This window comes from Halomonas sp. BLK-85 (assembly GCF_044792155.1).
GTDB lineage: Bacteria > Pseudomonadota > Gammaproteobacteria > Pseudomonadales > Halomonadaceae > Vreelandella.
This window is the reverse complement of sequence record NZ_CP087731.1, coordinates 1,799,914-1,820,492: the sequence shown is the minus strand read 5'-3', so window position 1 is coordinate 1,820,492 and position 20,579 is coordinate 1,799,914. Positions and strand designations below refer to the sequence as shown.

Annotated in this window: 16 protein-coding genes; 15 read left to right on the top strand and 1 reads right to left on the bottom strand. The window is 56.5% G+C overall.

The features are described 5' to 3' along the window. Nucleotides 1–37 precede the first annotated feature (37 nt). The 7 genes from lepA (at nt 38) to acpS (ending at nt 6,297) form a co-directional block, all read left to right on the top strand. Nucleotides 38–1,852, top strand: coding sequence for a translation elongation factor 4 (gene lepA, locus LL947_RS08160; RefSeq protein ID WP_290823030.1), 1,815 nt, complete (start codon nt 38–40; stop codon nt 1,850–1,852). A gap of 15 nt (nt 1,853–1,867) precedes the next feature. Then, a complete protein-coding gene (gene lepB, locus LL947_RS08155; RefSeq protein WP_499832905.1) occupies nt 1,868–2,671 on the top strand; it encodes a signal peptidase I in 804 nt (267 codons plus the stop codon). A gap of 51 nt (nt 2,672–2,722) precedes the next feature. Then, nucleotides 2,723–3,415: a ribonuclease III gene (gene rnc / locus LL947_RS08150; protein WP_499832904.1), complete on the top strand. Its 693-nt coding sequence runs from the start codon at nt 2,723–2,725 to the stop codon at nt 3,413–3,415. Then, complete coding sequence (gene era / locus LL947_RS08145; RefSeq protein ID WP_290823027.1) at nt 3,412–4,311, top strand: GTPase Era; 900 nt, start codon at nt 3,412–3,414, stop codon at nt 4,309–4,311. Before rnc ends, era begins: the two co-directional genes overlap by 4 nt. A 6-nt stretch (nt 4,312–4,317) precedes the next feature. Next, nucleotides 4,318–5,037: a DNA repair protein RecO gene (gene recO / locus LL947_RS08140; protein ID WP_404413396.1), complete on the top strand. Its 720-nt coding sequence runs from the start codon at nt 4,318–4,320 to the stop codon at nt 5,035–5,037. Between the two features lie 70 nt (nt 5,038–5,107). Beyond that, nucleotides 5,108–5,917, top strand: a complete 810-nt coding sequence (pdxJ, locus tag LL947_RS08135) for a pyridoxine 5'-phosphate synthase (protein ID WP_290823025.1) — start codon at nt 5,108–5,110, stop codon at nt 5,915–5,917. Further along, a complete protein-coding gene (gene acpS, locus LL947_RS08130; protein WP_499832903.1) occupies nt 5,917–6,297 on the top strand; it encodes a holo-ACP synthase in 381 nt (126 codons plus the stop codon). The genes pdxJ and acpS overlap by 1 nt, the downstream gene beginning before the upstream one ends. Here the strand turns inward: acpS and LL947_RS08125 are convergent. Continuing rightward, the gene (locus LL947_RS08125) at nt 6,278–8,986 is read right to left on the bottom strand and encodes an ATP-binding protein (RefSeq protein WP_499832902.1); all 2,709 of its coding nucleotides are present in this window, start codon (nt 8,984–8,986) and stop codon (nt 6,278–6,280) included. The two genes, acpS and LL947_RS08125, sit on opposite strands and share 20 nt — an antisense overlap. 91 nt (nt 8,987–9,077) lie before the next feature. Here LL947_RS08125 and cysM point away from each other — a divergent pair, with 91 nt between their 5' ends. The 8 genes from cysM to LL947_RS08085 all read left to right on the top strand — a co-directional run bounded on the left by cysM (nt 9,078) and on the right by LL947_RS08085 (nt 20,569). Beyond that, a complete protein-coding gene (cysM, locus tag LL947_RS08120; RefSeq protein ID WP_499834390.1) occupies nt 9,078–9,974 on the top strand; it encodes a cysteine synthase CysM in 897 nt (298 codons plus the stop codon). Further along, the gene (gene rlmD, locus LL947_RS08115; RefSeq protein ID WP_499832901.1) at nt 9,974–11,392 is read left to right on the top strand and encodes a 23S rRNA (uracil(1939)-C(5))-methyltransferase RlmD; all 1,419 of its coding nucleotides are present in this window, start codon (nt 9,974–9,976) and stop codon (nt 11,390–11,392) included. The genes cysM and rlmD overlap by 1 nt, the downstream gene beginning before the upstream one ends. 70 nt (nt 11,393–11,462) lie before the next feature. Next, nucleotides 11,463–13,739 carry a GTP diphosphokinase gene (relA, locus tag LL947_RS08110; protein WP_499832900.1) on the top strand — a complete coding sequence of 759 codons (2,277 nt, stop codon included), beginning with the start codon at nt 11,463–11,465 and terminating at the stop codon, nt 13,737–13,739. Next, complete coding sequence (gene mazG, locus LL947_RS08105; protein ID WP_499832899.1) at nt 13,740–14,621, top strand: nucleoside triphosphate pyrophosphohydrolase; 882 nt, start codon at nt 13,740–13,742, stop codon at nt 14,619–14,621. It begins immediately after the preceding gene. Nucleotides 14,622–14,645: 24 nt separating this feature from the next. Continuing rightward, nucleotides 14,646–17,294 (top strand): phosphoenolpyruvate carboxylase, encoded by a 2,649-nt coding sequence (ppc, locus tag LL947_RS08100; RefSeq protein WP_290823018.1) that lies wholly within the window; start codon nt 14,646–14,648, stop codon nt 17,292–17,294. Between the two features lie 82 nt (nt 17,295–17,376). Further along, complete coding sequence (locus LL947_RS08095; protein ID WP_404413388.1) at nt 17,377–17,922, top strand: DUF924 family protein; 546 nt, start codon at nt 17,377–17,379, stop codon at nt 17,920–17,922. A gap of 23 nt (nt 17,923–17,945) precedes the next feature. Beyond that, complete coding sequence (gene rluF, locus LL947_RS08090) at nt 17,946–18,995, top strand: 23S rRNA pseudouridine(2604) synthase RluF (RefSeq protein ID WP_499832898.1); 1,050 nt, start codon at nt 17,946–17,948, stop codon at nt 18,993–18,995. 131 nt (nt 18,996–19,126) lie between these two features. Then, on the top strand, nt 19,127–20,569 hold the full coding sequence (locus tag LL947_RS08085; protein WP_499832897.1) for a coniferyl aldehyde dehydrogenase: 1,443 nt from the start codon (nt 19,127–19,129) through the stop codon (nt 20,567–20,569). Nucleotides 20,570–20,579 lie beyond the last annotated feature (10 nt).

Sequence of the window (20,579 nt, the reverse complement as noted above, 5' to 3'; positions counted from 1 at the left end):
TGCATGGCTGCGTACACAGACCGGAATTTATCGGCAAATGATGACAGAAAATTCTAAAGATCTCAGTAAGATACGCAACTTCTCCATTATTGCTCATATTGATCACGGCAAATCCACCCTGTCAGATCGCCTGATCCAGACCTGTGATGGCTTGAGCGAACGCGAGCTTAAAGAGCAAGTGCTTGATTCGATGGATATCGAGCGTGAGCGGGGCATTACCATCAAGGCGCAATCAGTCACGCTTGATTATCACGCAGCCGACGGCGAAACCTACCAGCTCAATTTTATCGATACGCCGGGGCATGTGGACTTTTCCTATGAAGTTTCACGTTCCCTGTATGCCTGCGAGGGTGCCTTGCTGGTGGTGGATGCAGCGCAGGGCGTTGAAGCCCAGTCGGTCGCCAACTGCTACACCGCTGTTGAGCAGGGGCTGGAGGTACTGCCGGTGCTGAACAAGATAGACCTGCCTCAGGCAGATCCGGATCGTGTTGCCCAGGAGATCGAGGAAATCATTGGCATTGATGCAACGGATGCCTGCCAGGTTTCTGCCAAAAGCGGCATTGGCATAGATGAGCTTCTGGAGCGTCTGGTGCGCGATATTCCGCCGCCCAGGGGCAACCGTGAGGCACCGCTGCAAGCCCTGATTATCGATTCCTGGTTTGATAACTACCTGGGCGTTGTGTCGCTGGTGCGGCTGTTTGATGGCACTTTGCGCAAAGGCGACAAGATCCGTATCACGTCGACCGGGCGCGACTGGGGCGCAACAGAAGTTGGTATCTTTACCCCACTGCGTAAACAGACGGATATTCTGCGCGCAGGTGAGGTTGGTTTTCTGGTTGCGGGCATCAAGGATATCCATGGTGCGCCAGTTGGCGACACTATTACCCACGCCAAGACGCCGGATGTTGAACGTCTGCCGGGTTTCCTGAAAGTCAAGCCGCAGGTCTATGCAGGGATGTTTCCGGTCAGTGCCGATGACTATGAAGACTTCCGCGATGCACTGGAAAAGCTGTCACTCAATGATGCATCGCTGGAATATGAGCCGGAAAACTCGGACGCGCTGGGGTTTGGTTTCCGCGTTGGCTTTCTCGGTACCCTGCATATGGAAATCGTTCAGGAGCGTGTGGAGCGTGAGTATGACCTTGATCTGCTCACCACAGCGCCGACGGTAGTCTATGAACTGGCGTTGAAGAATGGCGATATCCAGTATGTCTCTAACCCGTCCAAGCTGCCTGATCTTGCCGATGTGGATGAAATGCGTGAGCCGATTGTGCGCGCCAGCATTCTGGTGCCACAGGATTACGTCGGCAATGTGATCGCCGAGTGCGAGCAGCGCCGGGGTACCCAGCTGGACATGCAGTTTCTGGGGAACCAGATTCAGCTGACCTATGAACTGCCCATGTCAGAAGTGGTCATGGATTTTTTCGATCGTCTGAAGTCCATCTCAAAAGGTTATGCGTCGCTTGAATATAATTTTGAACGTTTTGAAGCGGCCAAGCTGGTGCGGCTGGACGTACTGATCAACGGCGATAAGGTGGACGCGTTGGCGGTGATCATCCACCGTGATCATGCCCAGTCCCGCGGTCGTATTCTGGTTGAGAAAATGAAAGAACTGATTCCCCGTCAGATGTTTGATGTAGCGATCCAGTCTGCAGTGGGCGGTCAGGTTGTGGCACGTTCAACGGTAAAGGCGCTCCGCAAGAATGTGACGGCCAAATGCTATGGTGGGGATGTGTCGCGCAAAAAGAAGCTGCTGGAAAAGCAGAAAGCCGGTAAAAAACGCATGAAACAGGTAGGGCGTGTGGAAATCCCTCAAGACGCTTTCCTGGCCGTGCTCAAGGTCAACGACTAGGGATCACAAAGCCCCATGGATTTTTCATTATTGCTGGTTATCGCTGTCCTGCTGTCAGGCGCTGTCTATCTGTTGGACATACTGGCTTTCCGGCCTCAACGCCGTAAACGCGCCGAGGCAGCAGAGGCTGCCAGTGAACACGGCCTGGATCCCGCCAGTCGGGAAGCCCTGCTCAAGGAACCCTGGCCGGTAGACTATGCACGCTCTTTTTTTCCGGTGCTGGTTGTGGTGCTGGTGGTGCGTAGTTTTATCGTTGAGCCGTTTCAGATCCCGTCCGGGTCCATGCGCCCGACGCTGGAAGTGGGTGATTTTATCCTGGTAAACAAGTATGCCTACGGATTGCGCCTGCCTGTAACACATACCCGAGTCCTTGACGTTGATGATCCGGAACGCGGTGATGTCATGGTGTTCCGCTTCCCTGACGAGCCCTCGGTCAATTTTATAAAGCGGGTAGTAGGTCTGCCTGGCGATATCATCCGCTATGAAGGCAAGCAGCTGTTTGTCAACGGCGAAAGGGTCGCCAAGCAGTTGCTGGAAGAAGAGCCGGAGGCCTCGCCACAACAGTTGCTTCTGGAAGAGCAGCTTGACCAGGCGCGCTACCGGATATACAACAATCCTCGTGACCCAGGTCCGCAGTTGCGTGAAGTTGCAGTGCCGGAAGGCCATTATTTCACCATGGGTGATAACCGTGACCACTCCAACGACAGCCGCTACTGGGGCTTTGTGCCTGAAGATAATATAGTCGGCCGTGCCTTTGCCGTATGGATGCAATGGGACGGTGGTCTTCCCAGTTTCAGCGAGGTGCGCCCCATTGAATGAATGGATGTTAATCGTGCCCCCATTGGTAACCGTCAATGACGCAGGAGTCCCGTGAGTAATTCCTTGACCGCTTTTTGTCGGCGAATAGGTCATGAGTTTAATGACACTGGCCTGTTGGAGCTGGCAATGACACACCGCAGCTATGGTGGTCGCAACAATGAGCGCCTGGAATTTCTGGGTGACTCGATTGTCAACTTTGTGATTGCCGAAGCGCTGTTTGAATGCTTTCCCCAGGCGCGTGAAGGTCAGCTTTCACGCTTGAGGGCACGTCTGGTCAAGGGCCAGACGCTGGCCGAACTGGCACGCGAGATGGCGTTTGGAGAGTGCTTGCGACTGGGATCCGGAGAGATGAAAAGTGGCGGCCATCGCCGCGAATCCATTCTTGCTGATGCCGTTGAAGCCGTGATTGGCGCCATTTATCTCGATGCCGGCATGGAGGCAGTGCGTGAACGCGTCATGGCCTGGTATAGCCAGCGGATGGATAATATTTCACTGCAGGATACCCAGAAAGATCCCAAAACCCGTTTGCAGGAATTCCTGCAATCCCGTCAGGCGGCCTTGCCGCGCTACGAAGTCGTTTCTGTCAAGGGCGAAGCGCATGCCCAGACGTTTACCGTGGAGTGCCACATCGACCTTATTGAACAGCACACTGTCGGCAAAGGGGCCAGCCGCAGACACGCGGAACAGCAAGCCGCCGCCGAAGCCTTAAGTTTCCTGGAACCGTCCGGAGAAGAGACCCAATGAGCCAGACCTGTGGATTTGTGGCCATCGTTGGGCGCCCCAACGTGGGTAAATCAACGCTGATGAACCGTATTCTTGGCCAGAAGGTATCCATTACCTCCCGGCGCCCACAGACAACGCGGCATCAGGTCATGGGCATCAAGACCGACGGTGACACCCAGTTTGTCTTCGTGGATACGCCGGGCATGCATATCATGTCCAAGGACCGTAACAAGGCGATCAATCACTTCATGAACCAGGCGGCGACCCAGGCCCTGCGCGATGTAGATTGCGTGGTGTTTATTATCGATCGCACCCGCTGGAGTGATGAAGACCAGGCGGTGCTCAAGCGCCTGGAGCATGTTGAAGCGCCCATCGTGTTGGCGGTCAACAAGGTAGATCGCCTGCAGGATAAGGCGTCACTGCTGCCCTGGCTTTCCGAGGTGGGCGCACGACGTGAATTTGCGGCCATTGTGCCGATTTCAGCCAAGCATGGCACCCAGGTAGAGACGCTGGAAGCAGAGGTGGCTAAACATTTGCCGGAAAGCGTGCATTTCTTCCCGGAAGACCAGGTCACCGACAGAAGCATGCGTTTCATGGCCGCCGAACTGGTACGTGAAAAGATCATGCGTCAGCTGGGCGATGAGTTGCCCTATCAGGTCACGGTCGAGATTGAAGAATTTCGCGAAACGGATCGGGTAACCCATATCAGTGCCCTGATTCTGGTGGAACGCCAGGGGCAGAAGGTGATTCTGATTGGTGACAACGGCGAGCGGATCAAGAATATTGGCCGTGAGGCGCGTCTGGATATTGAGAGAGTGCTGGATACCAAGGTCATGCTGAATTTATGGGTCAAGGTAAAACGCGGCTGGTCTGATGATGAACGCGCCCTGAAAAGCCTCGGTTACGATCTCGATTAACCGCCCATGATTCCTGAACCGGCGTTTTTGCTGCATCGGCGCCCCTATCGCGAAACCAGTGCTCTGGTCGATCTGTTGACCCTCAATCACGGCCGGATACGGGCCGTTGCACGGGGCGTACAACGCCCCAGTGCCAAAGCCCGTCAGCGCTTGCAGCCATTTACGCCGCTATTCGTCACCTGGCGGGGCGAGCGTGAACTGAAAACCCTGGTGGTGATGGAGTCCCGTGGCCATACTGCATTGTTGGTGGGAGAAGGCTTGTTATGTGGGCTTTATGCCAATGAAATTGCCACCCGTCTGCTGCCACTTGAGATGCCCAGCAATGAAGTCTTTGCGTTTTATACCGCCTTGCTAGAAGCGCTGCCAATACCCGCCGAACGCGCCCTGGCACTGCGCCGCTATGAATGGGCGCTGCTGGAAGCTCTGGATGCCACTCCGCGCTTCACTACGCCACAGGGCGAAGCCCTGGATACGCATCAGCGTTATCGATTTGACGTCGCAAGTCGCGGATTTTATTCCGCTGAGGGTGGCCTGGAAGGCCGCACCCTGAGGCACATTGAACAGGGCGACTGGCAGCAGCCAGCACTGGCGCAGGCGTTGAAAATGGTCATGCGTGCAGCGCTGGCACCCTTGCTGGGCACACAGGAGCTGCGTTCCCGCCGTCTTATGCAGGACCTTGCTCAGCGTCGCCGACGTGTAGATGATACGTCGGATCCCAATGGTTGATGACTCATTATCAAGATTCTGTCATCAAGCGTTATTATCAAGCCATCAAGATTTCCCAGCTGGAGGCGTTATGCATCCCCCACGTATTCTACTTGGCGTGAACATTGACCACATTGCCACCCTGCGCCAGGCACGTGGCACCCGTTATCCAGACCCGGTTCAGGCAGCCTTGCTGGCTGAAGAGGCCGGAGCTGACGGTATCACCGTTCATCTCCGGGAAGACCGGCGTCATATTCAGCCGCGGGATGTGCGCCTGCTGGCGGAAGTGCTTAATACCCGAATGAATCTGGAAATGGCGGTCACTGAAGAAATGCTGGCGCTGGCGGAAGAGATGCGCCCGCCCCATGTTTGCCTTGTACCTGAAAAGCGTGAGGAGCTGACCACAGAAGGAGGGCTTGATGTTGTCGGGGGTTATAAGTCCATTGAGGCGGCCTGCCAGCGTTTGGCAGCCGTGGGATGTGACGTATCCTTGTTCATTGATCCTGAACAGGCCCAGATTGATGCGGCCGTTCGTGCAGGCGCCCCGACCATTGAGCTGCACACCGGTGCCTTTGCCGAGGCGGCCATTGGCAGCCAGACGGCCGAGGACGAGTACCAGCGCCTGACTCAGGCAGCCCACGTAGCCAGCGAGGCGGGTCTGGTCGTCAACGCCGGGCACGGCCTCAACTACCATAATTGTGAAATCATTGCTGCTATTCCGGGGATCAATGAGCTCAACATCGGTCACGCTATTATTGCCCGAGCGATGTTTGTGGGCCTCAAGGAAGCTGTGGTTGAAATGAAACGGCTGATCATTGCCGGTCAGGAAGCCGGCCTGATGGCAGCGTTGGATGCCCATGATCATGACCATGGCGATCATCAGAGCTGTTGTGGGCAGTAATGATCATTGGCATAGGTTCTGATATTGCTCGGGTAGGGCGTTTTGAGCAGGCAATGACGCGTCACGGCAAGCGCTTTTCCCAACGTATACTCGGTCTCGAGGAACAGCGGGTCCTGGACTCCCACGCTCAGCCTGCCGGTTACCTGGCCAAGCGCTTTGCTGCCAAAGAAGCGTTTGTTAAAGCGCTGGGCACGGGGCTTCGTCACGGTATCCAGTGGGCGGACATTCAGGTACTCAACGACCGCCTTGGTAAACCCTACCTGCAGCTTGACGGCCTTGCCCGGGCCCAGGTCCAAACACTTGAAGTAAGTGCCATGCATGTCAGCCTGAGTGATGAGGCCGACTATGCGTTGGCGTTTGTCATTCTCGAGCGCGCTTAAGGTGCTCACGCTCGTCTCTAAGCCGCTCAATTGACGCGTAAAGGTCCTCCATCAGGGGCCTGGCATCCTCAATACCGCCGGTGCGAATGCGTGTCTCCAGAGTTTCAACCAGCAGGGCCAGCTCAGGGGCACCGCAATAGCGACTGCTTCCATTCAGGTAGTGAACGGTATCGAGTAGCGCCTGTTCATCCTCTTCATCCAGTGCCAGCGCGATACGCCGTTGGGTTTCGCCCAGGGTATCAATCAGTGCCGTCAGCTGTTGTCTGGCTGTGTCTTCGTCACCTCTGATCAGTTGAGCGCCCAATTCCAGATCTATAATCGGCAGGGCCGTGCTCTGGCCTGGCAACCCCTCTGCTGATGGAGCATTGGCAGTGGCTGGGTAAAGGTTAATGCCCAGAAAGCGCTGGACCAGCTGATCAAGCTGGCGTTCATTTACCGGTTTGATCAGCACATCCTGCATGCCGGCATCCAGCCACTCCTGGCGCTCCTGATGCAGTGCATGAGCCGTGACGGCAACCACCGGGCATGAGGTCCAGGATCCGCCAAGGCGGCGAATGGCCTGCAGGGTCTGAACGCCACTCATGTCCGGCATACGGATATCCATCAGAATCAGGTCAAACGCAGCGTTGGTTTCCCTGGCCCGCGTCAGTGCCTGTGTTCCGCTATCCGCGGTAGTGACCTGTATGTCATCATGTTCAAGCAGGGTCTGGAGCAATTCCCGGTTAGAGGTATTATCGTCGACGATCAGCACACTGCGCGCCTGTGAGAAAACATTCTTATCGACACACGATGACGATATCTCCGGCGTGTGCTTTGACAATTGCTGTTGAAGAGCCCTGGCCAGTGAATCGCGGCCCACAGGCTTACATACCAGCTGCCCGCCCCGGGGCAGGTGAAAGGTTCTGGCATCGATATCCTGGCTGTTGGCCAGTATCAGTGTTGGACAAGGGGCGGATTGAATAATGCTCTCTAGTTCGGCGTGATTAGGTGGTTGACAGTCTTCAAGTGTGACGCCCACCACCAGTAGCCGGCATTGATCCAGAGCGGAAATCGGCATGATTTGACCGCCCCAGCGTTGGATAAGATGCTCCAACATGAAGCGCGTCGGCGTATGACGTTCAAGAAGGCATATGGCTGGGCTTGCCAGGCTGAGCTCATGGGGGCGGGATCCGGCATGGTTGGCGAGCAAGGAAAGCGTGAACGAAAAAGTGGTGCCTTCTCCCTGGGTGCTCTTCAGCTCGATATCGCCGCCCATCCGCTGAATCAGCTGGCGACAGATGTTTAGTCCCAGGCCACTGCCGCCAAATTCACGGCTATGGCTGGGTTTGGCCTGAGAAAACGCTCTGAAAAGCTGCTGTTGCTGTTCTTCGCTCAAGCCGATGCCGGTGTCGCTGACGCTGATGCGCAGTACGGCGCGATGTGAATCCTTTAGTACATCGCCTGAATCATCCAGCATGACCCTCACAATAACATCACCTTGCTGGGTAAACTTGACGGCATTGCTGATCAGGTTGCTAAGCACCTGACGTATTCGCAGCGGATCCCCCTGAACGGGCGTGGGTACATCATCATAGACCATGCCGAGAATCTGCAGTTGTTTGCGTTGTGCCTCAGGCGCATACAAACCAATCACTTCCTCAACCAGACCCACCATATCAATGTTGGTTTTTTCAAGGATCAGCTGATTGGCTTCGAGCCTGGAAAAATCGAGAACGTCATTGACCAGCATCAGGAGGTTATCGCAGGCACGATGCACATGCTGGAGCCACTCCTGCTGGCGCTCTTCAAGTGTTGAGCGCCCGAGTAAACGGCAGAAACCGATAATGCCGTTCAAGGGGGTGCGGATTTCATGACTCATGTTGGCCAGAAATTCTGATTTCACCGCGTTGGCCCGCAGGGCGCTGCGATGCGCCAGGTCAAGTTTTATATTCTGTTCCTCGATGGTTTCCATCGATTCCTGCAGTTCACTGGTCGCCTGTTCAATCTGGGCTTGCATATCATGCTGCGCCCTTTGCATGTTATTGGCCAGCGTGTTGATGTTGTCAGCCAGATCACGATGTTCATCAGTGTCCGGTGGGGTCAGTGCAAAACGGTAATCTCCTCGTGATAGCCGATAGAGTGCCTGATTGGCCTCTTCCAGCGGGTAGGTAGCAAAACGGGTAACGACATAGGCAACCAGAAACAGGGCCAGACCGAGAACCAGGCCGCCGAGGCTGAAAATTGCAATCCATCGATACTGTTCAAGCTGCAGAACACGGGTATCTATCTCTGCGCTGATCCAGCCTGGCGAGATGTCATCTGTCTTCAGGGCAGGTAAGGCTTTGGTCAGCTGCCATACAGGTGCCTGGTCATTGAGCTGAAAATCTTCTTCAGGTGCGTCCAATGAGGCCGACAGGGGAGAGCGTCCCAGGGAAACCAGTTGATGACCCTGATCGTCGTATAGCGTCATTGAGCGCAGCTCAACCTGCTCGACAAACCGTTTGGCAATCTGATCCAGAGTGGCCGCATCGTTATCGCTCAACGCCTGGGAAAGCAACGGGGCAGCTATCTCGCTACTGTCAATCAGGCGTTCATTCAGCAGACGCTTGGACTTACCATCATTATGAATCACAAACAGCAACGCCATGGCGGCGTAAACGGTTAATGGAATACCCATTAGTGTCACAACAAGACGGGTGCTCAAAGACATGAAAATCGCTCAGTAATTCAGTGTGGTTGCCTGTCCACCCCAGGCTCTCACCGATATAATGCCGCATAACGGTCAAGATAAGGAATGCATGATGGATTTTCCCACGCTAGAAGACATGGTTGGCAATACGCCACTGGTTCGCCTCAAGCGTATCACGGCAGGGCGTAACAATACGCTGCTTGGCAAGCTGGAAGGCAACAACCCGGCAGGCTCTGTCAAGGATCGACCGGCGCTGTCCATGCTGGTCGAAGCAGAAGCCCGTGGCGAAATACAGCCCGGCGATACCTTGATCGAGGCAACGTCAGGCAATACCGGGATTGCCCTGGCCATGGCGGCGGCTATCAAAGGCTACAAGATGGTGCTGGTGATGCCTGAAAATGCCTCCGCCGAGCGCAAACAGGCGATGGCGGCCTATGGTGCCAAACTGATATTGGTTTCTCAGTCTGGCGGTATGGAAGATGCACGGGACACCGCCAATGCGATGATTTGCCGTGGCGAGGGCAAGCGTCTGGATCAATTCGCGAACCCGGATAATCCTTTGGCGCATTACCGCACCACAGGCCCTGAAATATGGCGCCAGACACAGGGCAAGGTGACACACTTTGTCAGCTCCATGGGCACAACAGGCACCATCATGGGAGTGTCGCGTTATCTCAAGGCGCAAAATCCCGAGATCCAGATCGTCGGTCTGCAGCCAGAGGACGGCGCCAGCATACCCGGTATTCGCCGCTGGCCAGAAGCCTACCTGCCGAGTATTTTTGAATCTCCAAGGGTAGACATCACCCTGGATATCGGCCAGCAGGAAGCGGAAAATCACATGCGCCGCCTGGCCAGGGAAGAAGGTATTCTTGCGGGTGTTTCTGCCGGTGGTGGTCTGGCCGGGGCACTGCGCATCGCCGAGCAGAGTGAAAACGCGGTTATCGCCTTTATTGTCTGTGACCGTGGCGATCGCTATCTATCCACTGGCCTTTTTGCGCCGGAGCAGTAATGGCAATGCTAGGTAAACGTCGTCCCGCCAGACCTTTCTCAGCTAAATCGGGGCTGGCCCGCCAGGAAAAAAAGCACACCGTAAGCGTTGCAAGCGAAGAGGCACGCCTGGTCATCGAACGCCTGGCCCATGATGGCCGTGGCGTCGCCCACTGGCCGTCAGGCAAGGCTGTGTTTGTTGATCAGGCTCTGCCGGGAGAAAGTGTCGACGTCGCCGTGCATTGCACGCGTAAACGTTTTGATGAAGCCCATGTACGCCACTTGCAAGAGTCATCGTCCCGGCGGGTGATTCCGCCCTGTGCCCATTTCGGCCAGTGTGGCGGCTGTGATTTACAGCACATGGCGCTTGTGGCCCAGCGTGAGCATAAACGCCGGGTGGTGGCTGAGCTACTGGCGCGTCAGGGGCTTGAGTGGTCAGGCGACATTGGCTGTCTGGCCACGGATCAGACAGCCTATCGTCGACGCGCTCGTCTGGGGGTCAACGTGGGTCGCGATGGCCATGTCCTGATGGGCTTTCGAGCTCAGCGTAGCCATCGCCTGGTGGATATAAGCCACTGCAAGGTGCTGGTTCCCGCCCTGCAGGCGCTGGTGGCGCCGTTACGAACGCTACTGAACAGCCTTGAGGCACCCAGGGATGTCGGCCACATTGAAGTGCTGGCCACGCCGGAGCAATGCGTGGTGGTTGTTCGTCAACTGACCTCACGGCCGACTGATGAGCAGCGCTGGCAGACCTTCGCCAAAGAGCACCATGTCGCGTTGGGCATGCTGCTCGGGCGGGATAAAACTGCTCTTCAGGAAGGTCAGGTGCACTGGCATGGTGCAGAGCCGCAGCTGGTCGATTCACTGACCTTGCCTAAAGAGAATGCCTTGGCATTATCGTTTGCTGTTGGCGACTTCATTCAGGTCAATGCCGAGGTCAATGCCCTCATGGTGGCACAAGTGATCGAATGGCTGGCACCGGTTGACGGTGAACAAATACTGGACTTGTTTGCCGGTATCGGTAACTTTAGTTTACCGATTGCCATGTCGGGTGCCAATGTGCATGCCGTCGAAGGGAACTCTGCCATGGTGGCGCGCATTGCTGCCAATGCCCGGCACCATCAGCTTCCGGTCAGTGGGCAACAGGCGGACCTGAACGATGCGGATAGCGTTGCCGACTTGTTTGCAACACGGCAACCGGATGCTGTCATTCTCGACCCACCGCGTCATGGTGCTGAGACGATCTGTCAGGCGCTTGGAAAGCTGGTAGCGCAGGGTAAACAGCGCCCAAGGGTAGCGTATATTTCCTGCGACCCGGCGACCCTTGCGCGAGATACGGCACACCTTGTGCATGGCGGTTATCGCATCAAACAGGTTGCAATGGCCGATATGTTTGTACACACGGCCCATATGGAAACCGTGATGCTGCTGGAAGCCTAGATCGTTCAGTCAGCTCCAATTCAAGATGCGTCGTCGTTGACGGTAGCCTGGATAAAGGTGAATAACCAAGATGGTCAAAGTGCGTGAAGACCAGCCGCTCACTTCAAGCGGAAAGGTCGATATTCAGCAATGGTTGGCACGTCTGCAAGAAGATGTGCGGCTGCGTGACCCTGATCGGTTGGCGCAGACCTGCGAATGGGCCCAGAAACTGGAAGACGAGGCACCTGACACGCATAGAGTGCGCTCAGGGCCACGCTCAAGTTTCCGGATGGGACTTGAGATGGCCGATATTCTCGGGGAGCTCAAGCTGGATCAGACGGCGCTGGAAGCCGCTGTGCTGTATCGTTCGGTGCGTGAAACGCTGATTACTCCGCAAGCCGTTGAAAAGCGCTTCGGCAGTGAGGTGGCCAGCCTGATCGGTGGTGTCCTGCAGATGGCAGCCATTAGTCAGCCGTACACCCCTAACAACACCATGAATCAGCACAATCAGCAGGAAAACCTGCGCAAGATGCTGGTCAATATGGTTGATGACGTGCGTGTGGCACTGATCAAGATTGCCGAACGCACCTGCGCGTTGCGTCAGGTCAAGGACGCACCGCTGGAAAAAAGCCTTCAGGTGGCGCGTGAAGTCTCGGATATCTATGCCCCTCTGGCACACCGCCTGGGTATTGGGCAGATCAAATGGGAGTTGGAAGATCTCTCCTTTCGATACCTGCATGAAAACGATTACAAGGCAATTGCCAAACTATTGGCCGAAAAGCGCCTTGATCGTGATCGCTATATCACCGAGGTAATGGATACCCTCAAGCAGCTGATGGAAGCCCAGCATATCCACCACTACGATGTCAGCGGGCGGGCAAAGCATATCTATTCGATCTGGCGCAAGATGCAGCGCAAGAAGATTGACTTCTCCCAGGTTCACGATATTCGTGCGGTGCGTATTCTGGTGCCTGAAGTGACAGACTGCTACACGGTGCTAGGCATTGTGCATTCGCGCTGGCACCACGTGCCTAACGAGTTTGACGACTATATTGCCAATCCCAAGAAGAACGGCTATCAATCACTGCACACGGCGGTATTCGGTCCTGAAAGCAAGGTGTTGGAAATCCAGATACGCACCTTTGCCATGCATGACGAAGCCGAACTGGGGGTTTGCGCCCACTGGCGCTACAAAGGCCATGATACCAATGCCAAAAGCCGCAGCTACGAAGAGAAAATTGCCTGGCTGCGCCAGGTGCTTGAATGGCAGGACGAAGTAGGTGATTTCAGTGACCTGCGCGAAGGGCTGAACAGCGATGTTGCCCCAGACCGTATCTATGTCTTTACCCCGGATGGTCACGTCATTGACCTGCCGCGTATCGCCACGCCGATCGACTTTGCTTACCGGGTGCATACCGAGATCGGGCACCGCTGCCGGGGCGCCAAGGTCAACGGGCGTATTGTACCGCTGACCTACACGCTTAAGACCGGTCAGCAGGTCGAGATTCTTACCGCCAGCAAAGGCGGGCCAAGTCGCGACTGGTTGAACCCGAATCTCGGGTATGTGCGTACGTCCCGGGCGCGTGCCAAGATCCAGGCCTGGTTCAAGTATCAGGCCCGCGACCAGAATGTGGAAGAGGGTCGTGTCCTGTTCGAGCGTGAGATGCGTCGTCTGGACGTGGAAGGTCTTGACCTCAAGCAACTGGCGCAAGCGGTCAACTATGTAGCACCAGAGGATATGTACGCTGCTCTGGGGGCTGGCGACCTGCGGATTGGCCAGGTACTTAACCAGGCACAGCAGCTGTTTGGCGAGCATGACGACCAGGAGCAGCTTGACCGCCTGCTGGCCAAACCCCGGCGCCAGCCGAGTAAGGCGAACAAGAGTGACATCACCGTGTTGGGGGTTGGTAATCTCAAGACCAGCATGGCCAATTGTTGCAACCCGGTGCCCAATGAACCGATCGTCGGCTTTATTACCCAGGGGCGGGGCGTCACCGTCCATCGTCAGGACTGCCCGAACATTCTGCAGTTACGGGTCGACGAACCCCAGCGGATTATCGAAGTGGAATGGGGCGAGCAGGCACAGACCCGCTATCCGGTCACTATTGAAATCCAGGCCTGGGACCGCTCCGGATTGCTGCGCGACGTTACTGGCCTGTTGGGCAATGAAAAGGTCAACGTATTGGCGGTGAATACCCTGACCGATACCGATGAAGGCATCGCCCGTCTGCGAATAACCCTTGAAGTGGAAGGGCTTGAAGCGCTGGGCCGTTTGTTCTCGCGTATTCAGCAGTTGCCGAATGTTACTGAAGTACGGCGCCTGCGCGATGCCAACCCCGGCAAGTCGTCTCGTCAGGGAGGTGCCTGAATGCGCTATCAACTGGATGATCTGCTGGCTCTGATGGCGGTGCTGCGTGACAGTGAACAGGGTTGCCCCTGGGATATCCAGCAGGATTGGGACAGTATTATCCCTCATACCCTTGAGGAAGCCTACGAAGTCGCCGACGCGATCGAACGGCGTGCCTTTGACGAGTTGCCTGGTGAGCTGGGGGATCTGCTATTTCAGGTGGTGTATTACGCCCAGTTCGGGGCTGAAGAGCAGCGTTTCGATTTCCATACGGTGGTGGATACACTGACCGCCAAGATGTTGCGTCGTCACCCGCATGTGTTCCCTGAGGGTACTCTGGCATCCCGCCGTCCGCCGGGGATTAGCGCTGAAGATGTACAGGCGGGTCAGGTCAAGTCACGCTGGGAAGCACTCAAGGCCGAGGAGCGAGCGGACAGGGCCGAGCAGCCGCCATCTGTGCTTGATGACGTACCGCGCACGCTGCCGGCATTGAGCCGTGCCAACAAATTGACCAAGCGGGCTGCACGGGTCGGGTTTGATTGGCCCGACAGCCGAGGTGTGCTGGCCAAGATTCGAGAGGAGCTTGCCGAAGTAGAGGAAGCGCTTGAAGTTGGTGACGATAGGCATGTTCGTGAGGAAGTCGGGGATCTGCTGTTTGCCGTCACTAATTTGGCACGCACGCTAAAGGCTGACCCGGAGCAATGCCTGCGGGCTACTAACGGGAAATTTGAACGCCGCTTTCGCTATGTCGAAAAGGCGCTGGCGGCCGCCGGATGCCCATTGGCCGACGCGTCGCTGGATGAAATGGAGGCCCATTGGCGGGTAGCCAAGGCAGAGGAAAAGGCGATGAACCAGCATTCTGCAGACGAAACCGATTTTAAAAAAAAACCTAACAACCTATAAGATCCCGCCAGGAGGCAATATCCAATGAGCCATGACCTACATGAGTCGCTGCGCGATAACGTACGCATTCTCGGTGACAGTCTAGGCCGCACTATTGCAGACGATCTGGGCCAGTCGTTTGTTAACAAGATTGAAGCCATCCGCGCCCATGCCAAGCAGGGCCGTCAGGGTGACAGCCTGCATCAGCGAGAGCTGATCGATTACCTGCGCAAGTTGCCCGAGCAGGATCTGCTGCCGGTCACTCGGGCTTTCAACCAGTTTCTGAACCTGGCGAATATTGCCGAGCAGCACTACAGGGCGCGCTTTCGTCGGGTAGAAGACTACAAGCCCGGCAGTCAGCCGATGCTTGGTGAGTTGCTGGCGAGGGCGGAAAAAGCCGGCAACTCGCCGCGCACTCTGGTGGAGACGCTGGCCAGCATGCGCGTTGAGCTGGTGCTGACCGCTCATCCGACCGAGGTCATCCGTCGCACCCTGATTCAGAAGTATGACGCCATTGACGATTGTCTGACAGCCATTGAGGGCAGTGATGATTACCCCGAGCGCGGTGCCCGAGCCCAGGGGCGCCTGGAAGAGCTGATCAGTCAGGCCTGGCACACCGACGAAATTCGCCATGAAAGGCCCACCCCCGTTGATGAGGCGAAATGGGGCTTTGCAGTGATTGAAAACTCGCTGTGGCAGGCGGTGCCGGATTTTCACCGCGACCTGGATAACCTGCTGCTGGAAACGGCGGGGGAGCGCCTGCCGCTGGATGCCGCCCCGATCCGCTACGCTTCCTGGATGGGCGGTGACCGTGATGGCAACCCCAACGTCACCGCCAAGGTGACCCGGGAAGTGCTGCTGCTCGGTCGCTGGATGGCGGCGGACCTGTATCTGCGCGATCTGGAACAGTTGAAAATCGAGCTTTCGATGTGGAAAGCCAACAGTGCTTTGAGAGCCGACGTGGGTGAGGTGGCAGAACCCTACCGTGAGTTGCTCAAGCGTCTTCTGGTGCGTGTGGAAGCCACCCGCGAATGGGCCAAGGCGCAGCTGGACGGCCAACGGATCGACCCGGGCCCGATTATTGAAACCCGCGATCAGCTGTATGCGCCACTTTTGACCTGCTACCGCTCGTTGTGCGATGTCGGGCTGGATACGATTGCCAACGGTGCCCTGCTGGACACCCTGCGCCGGGTGGCAGTGTTCGGCGTGACCCTGACCAAGCTTGATCTGCGTCAGGAAGGTAGCCGCCATGCCCAGGTGATGGAAGAGCTGACCGCTACCCTGGGGCTTGGCCACTATGGTGACTGGAATGAGACCCAGCGTCAGGAATTTCTGCTGGCCGAGCTGGCCTCTCAGCGGCCGCTGATTCCGCGGCGCTGGGAATGTTCGGCGGAGACCCGGGAAGTGCTGGATACGTTCAGGGTGATTGCCCAGGAGCATCAGGAGGCCCTGGGGACCTATATCATTTCCATGGCGGCTCAGCCGTCGGACGTACTGGCGGTGGCGCTGCTGATGAAAGAGGTAGGGGGGCAGGTCAAGCTGCCGATAGCGCCACTGTTCGAAACCTTGAATGACCTGGACCATGCCGCAGAGGTGATTGATCAACTGCTGGCGCTGCCCGGTTACCGGGCGCTGGCCGGTGATCGTCAGGAAGTCATGATCGGCTATTCAGACTCCGCCAAGGATGCCGGACAGCTGGCGGCTGCCTGGGCGCAGTACCGCGCCCAGGAGTCACTGGTAAACGTATGTGAAAAACACGCTGTGGACCTGACCCTGTTCCACGGGCGGGGGGGCACGGTGGGCCGAGGCGGCGGCCCCGCCCATGCAGCGATTCTTTCTCAACCTCCCGGGTCGGTGAATGGCAGCCTGAGGGTGACCGAGCAGGGTGAAATGATCCGCTTCAAGTTCGGGCAACCTGATATTGCCCTGCGTTCCATGGAGATTTATGCCTGTGCGGTACTTGAGGCAACATTGTTACCGCCGCCGGAGCCTGAACCCCACTGGCGGGAAGAAATGCATCGTCTGGCTGAGGTGGCGCATTCTGCGTATGTCGGCGTGGTGCGAGAAAATCCTGACTTTGTCCCTTATTTCCGTGCGGTCACGCCGGAAGGCGTGCTTGGCCGCCTGCCATTGGGGTCACGTCCGACCAAGCGTCGCCAGGACGGCGGCGTGGAAACCTTGCGGGCGATTCCGTGGATTTTTGCCTGGACTCAGATCCGCTTGATGCTGCCCGCCTGGCTGGGCAGCGGAGAAGCGTTTGCACGCCGCCTCGAAGAGCCAGGCGGGCGGGAAGTGCTGCGGGAAATGCGCATCCAATGGCCTTTCTTTGGCACCTATCTGGACATGCTGGAAATGCTGCTGGCCAAGGCCGATGTGGCGATTGCTGGCTATTACGAATATCGCCTGGTCGACGAGCCTTCACTGAAAGCGCTGGGACAGAAACTGCGTGATCGCTTCGGGCGCCTGGAAGAGGGGGTGCTGGATATCCTCCAGCAGGAGGAGCTGCTGGAGAATACGCCGCTGATCCGACAGGCGATTGACGTGCGTAATCCCTATATCGACCCGCTCCACGGGCTGCAGGCAGAGCTTCTGCAGCGTAATCGTGATGCTGATGGTGCGATCAGCGCTGATCTTTCCCGTGCCCTCATGGTGACCATGGCCGGCATAGCGGCAGGCCTGCGCAATACCGGTTGACCGTGCTTTTCTGCTCTTCCCGCGCCGCTACCTTCTTGGGTTGTGGCGCGGCTGTTTATGTTCTTGATCAAAGTCACCCCATATGACAGCAGACGTGGAAGCGGTGCTGGCCTTTTGGTTTGAGGAACTGAGGCCCGCACAGTGGTTCAGAAAAGACCCGGCACTGGATCGAGAGATTGCTCAGCGCTTTGGTGCACTGCACGCTCAAGCGATCGCTTGTGAATGCTTTGAGTGGCGTGCAGCTCCGCGTGGGCGGTTGGCTGAGATTATTGTCCTGGACCAGTTCTCGCGCAATATTTACCGTCGTGATGCCCGAGCCTTTGCCAGCGATGCGCAGGCTCTGGTGCTGGCCCAGGAGGCGGTCGCCAAGGGCGTTGATCAGTCGCTGTCAGTGGTCGAGCGCAGTTTTCTGTATATGCCCTATATGCACAGCGAGTCATTAGTGATTCATCATCGTGCTGTGCAGTTGTTTGATCAGCCTGGGCTGGAAAGAAATCTTGACGCCGAAAAGCGCCATAAGGCGATGATTGAGCGTTTTGGGCGCTATCCACACCGCAATGCCGTGCTGGGCAGAATCTCCAGCCAGGCTGAGGTAGACTTTCTCAACCAGCCGGGTTCTTCTTTTTAACGTTTTCAGTGTTCAGGCGTTTTATGTCATTACGAAAATCGACCCGCATCAACAAATACATCAGCGAAAGTGGCTTGTGTTCTCGCCGCGAAGCCGACCGCTTTGTGGAGCAGGGCAACGTCTGGATCAATGGCCGCCGCGCAACAACGGGCGACCAGGTAACGGCTGCAGACAGGGTTAAGGTCAACGGCCAGGCCATTGAGCCCCAGGAGGAAGAAGACCTGATCCTGATTGCGCTGAATAAACCGGTCGGCATCGTCAGCACCACTGAAAAGGCGGAAAAAGACAATATTGTCGATTTTGTCCAGCACGCCGTGCGTATCTTTCCCATCGGTCGGCTGGACAAGGATTCCCAGGGACTGATCTTGCTGACCAATAACGGCGATCTGGTCAATAAAATTCTGCGTGCCAATAATAACCACGAAAAAGAATATACGGTGACGGTGGACAAGCCGATTACCGATGAGTTTATTGAAGGCATGCAGAACGGTGTACCGATTCTTGGTCAGGTGACCAAAAAATGCCGGGTCAGCAAGGAATCGGCCTTTGTATTTACCATTACCCTGGTGCAGGGCCTGAACCGCCAGATTCGCCGTATGTGCGAATATTTCGGCTATGAAGTGACCCAACTGGTGCGTACCCGCATCATGAATATCTCCCTCAAGGGCATTGCGCTGGGCGATTGGCGGGATCTGACGCCCAAGGAAATTGACACCATTATCCAACTGACCGAAACGTCTCAGGCGGCACCTGATAAACAATCAGCTGCACGGTCAAACAAGGCCCGACCGAACGCGGCCCGACCGAACGCGGCCCGACCCGACTACAACGGTGGTGCCGGTAAGGGAGTTGGCAAAGGGCCTGGCAAAAAGCCAAGCAAGAAGAAAAAACCAACGGGTCAGGTACGCAGTGGGCCAAAAGACAAACCGGCGGGCAAGCATCCCTCCAAACCCGCAGCAAAGGGTACGGGAGTAAAAAAGAAAACCCCGGTTAAAAAAGCGGGGAAAAACCGATCCGAGCGTGCAGGCAAACCTGCCTCAACCAGACCGTCACGGCCTGGAGGCAGGCGGTGATCCGGCGGATGTTTTCATTGCTGATCGGTACAATGCCCGAGAGGGTGTGCGGGGTGATGATGTTTACGTTGCGCTGGTGGCGTTTATCTGGCCATCATAAATAATGAATTCCTTATTCGAGGCAATGGGCCATGGTCGCCGACGCGAAAAATCTCCACGGCAATAACGCCGACACCGCCGCTATGCAGCAGACCTTTGCTGCCCAGAAAACGGCCTACCGCCAGTCCCCATACCCCGATGCAGAGCAGCGTATCGCGCTGATCAGTCGCATCAGGCCGATGCTGCTCAATCATCAGAATGCCCTTGTTGAGGCCCTCAACAAGGACTTCACAGCGCGAGCTGCCGATGAAACCAGAATGGCGGAGATCATGGTTACCCTCGAAGGGCTCAAGTACACCATCAAACAACTGCGCAAATGGATGATGCCCCAGAAGCGCAGCGTCAGCGCGTTAAGTTGGCCCGGCAAGGCCTGGGTGGAATATCAGCCGCTGGGCGTGGTGGGGATCATGGTGCCCTGGAACTACCCCATTCAGTTGGCAGTAGTGCCATTGATCACCGCTCTGGCTGCGGGTAACCGGGTAATGATCAAGATGAGTGAAGCCACCCCGCAAACCAGCGCCCTGTTGCAAACGCTGATCGCCGAAACCTTCCCGGAAGATCAGGTGGCCGTCATCAATGGTGAAGTCGACGTGGCGCAAGCATTCGCCAGTCTGCCGTTTGACCATTTACTGTTTACTGGTTCGACAAGCGTCGGAAAGCACATCATGCGGGCTGCCGCGGCCAATCTGACCCCGGTGACTCTGGAGCTGGGCGGCAAGAGCCCTTGTATAATCGGCCAGGACTATCCCATGCAGGAGGCCGCCGAACGGATTGCCCTGGGCAAGTGTCTGAACGCCGGTCAGACCTGTGTGGCCCCGGATTATGTTCTGTGCCCGGAAAGCCGGGTGCAGGAATTCGTCAATGCCTGGAAAACGCAGATAACCCGTTCCTACCCCAGTATACGCAACAACCCGGATTTTACCGCTATCGTCAACCCGCGCCAGTACAAGCGTTTGCAAGGCTATTTGACGGATGCCCGTGAAAAGGGCGCAAAGATCATCGAGATCAACCCGGCCGGCGAAGATCTCACCGGCACACAGAAAATGCCGCATACCCTGGTTCTTGACGTGACCGACACTATGCAGATTGCCCAGGATGAAATTTTTGGCCCCTTGATGATGGTGCTGCCTTACACGCATCTGGACGATGCCATTGAGTATGTCAACGAGCGCCCGCGTCCACTGGCTTTGTACTACTTTGACTGGAATCAGCACCACTGCGAAAGAGTACTGAAGAACACCCATTCCGGCGGAGTCTGCCTGAACGACACCGTTTCCCATGTGGGCGTTGATGATCTTCCCTTCGGCGGTGTGGGCGACTCCGGTATGGGGGCCTATCACGGCCCGGAGGGGTTTAGGACCTTCTCCCAGGCCAAGGGCATTTACAGAAAGGGCAAGTTTAACGCCTCCCGCTATATCCTGCCGCCCTATGGCCGACTCGTGCATAGATTGATTAGAAAACATTTTCTGACTTAGGGGACCGAAA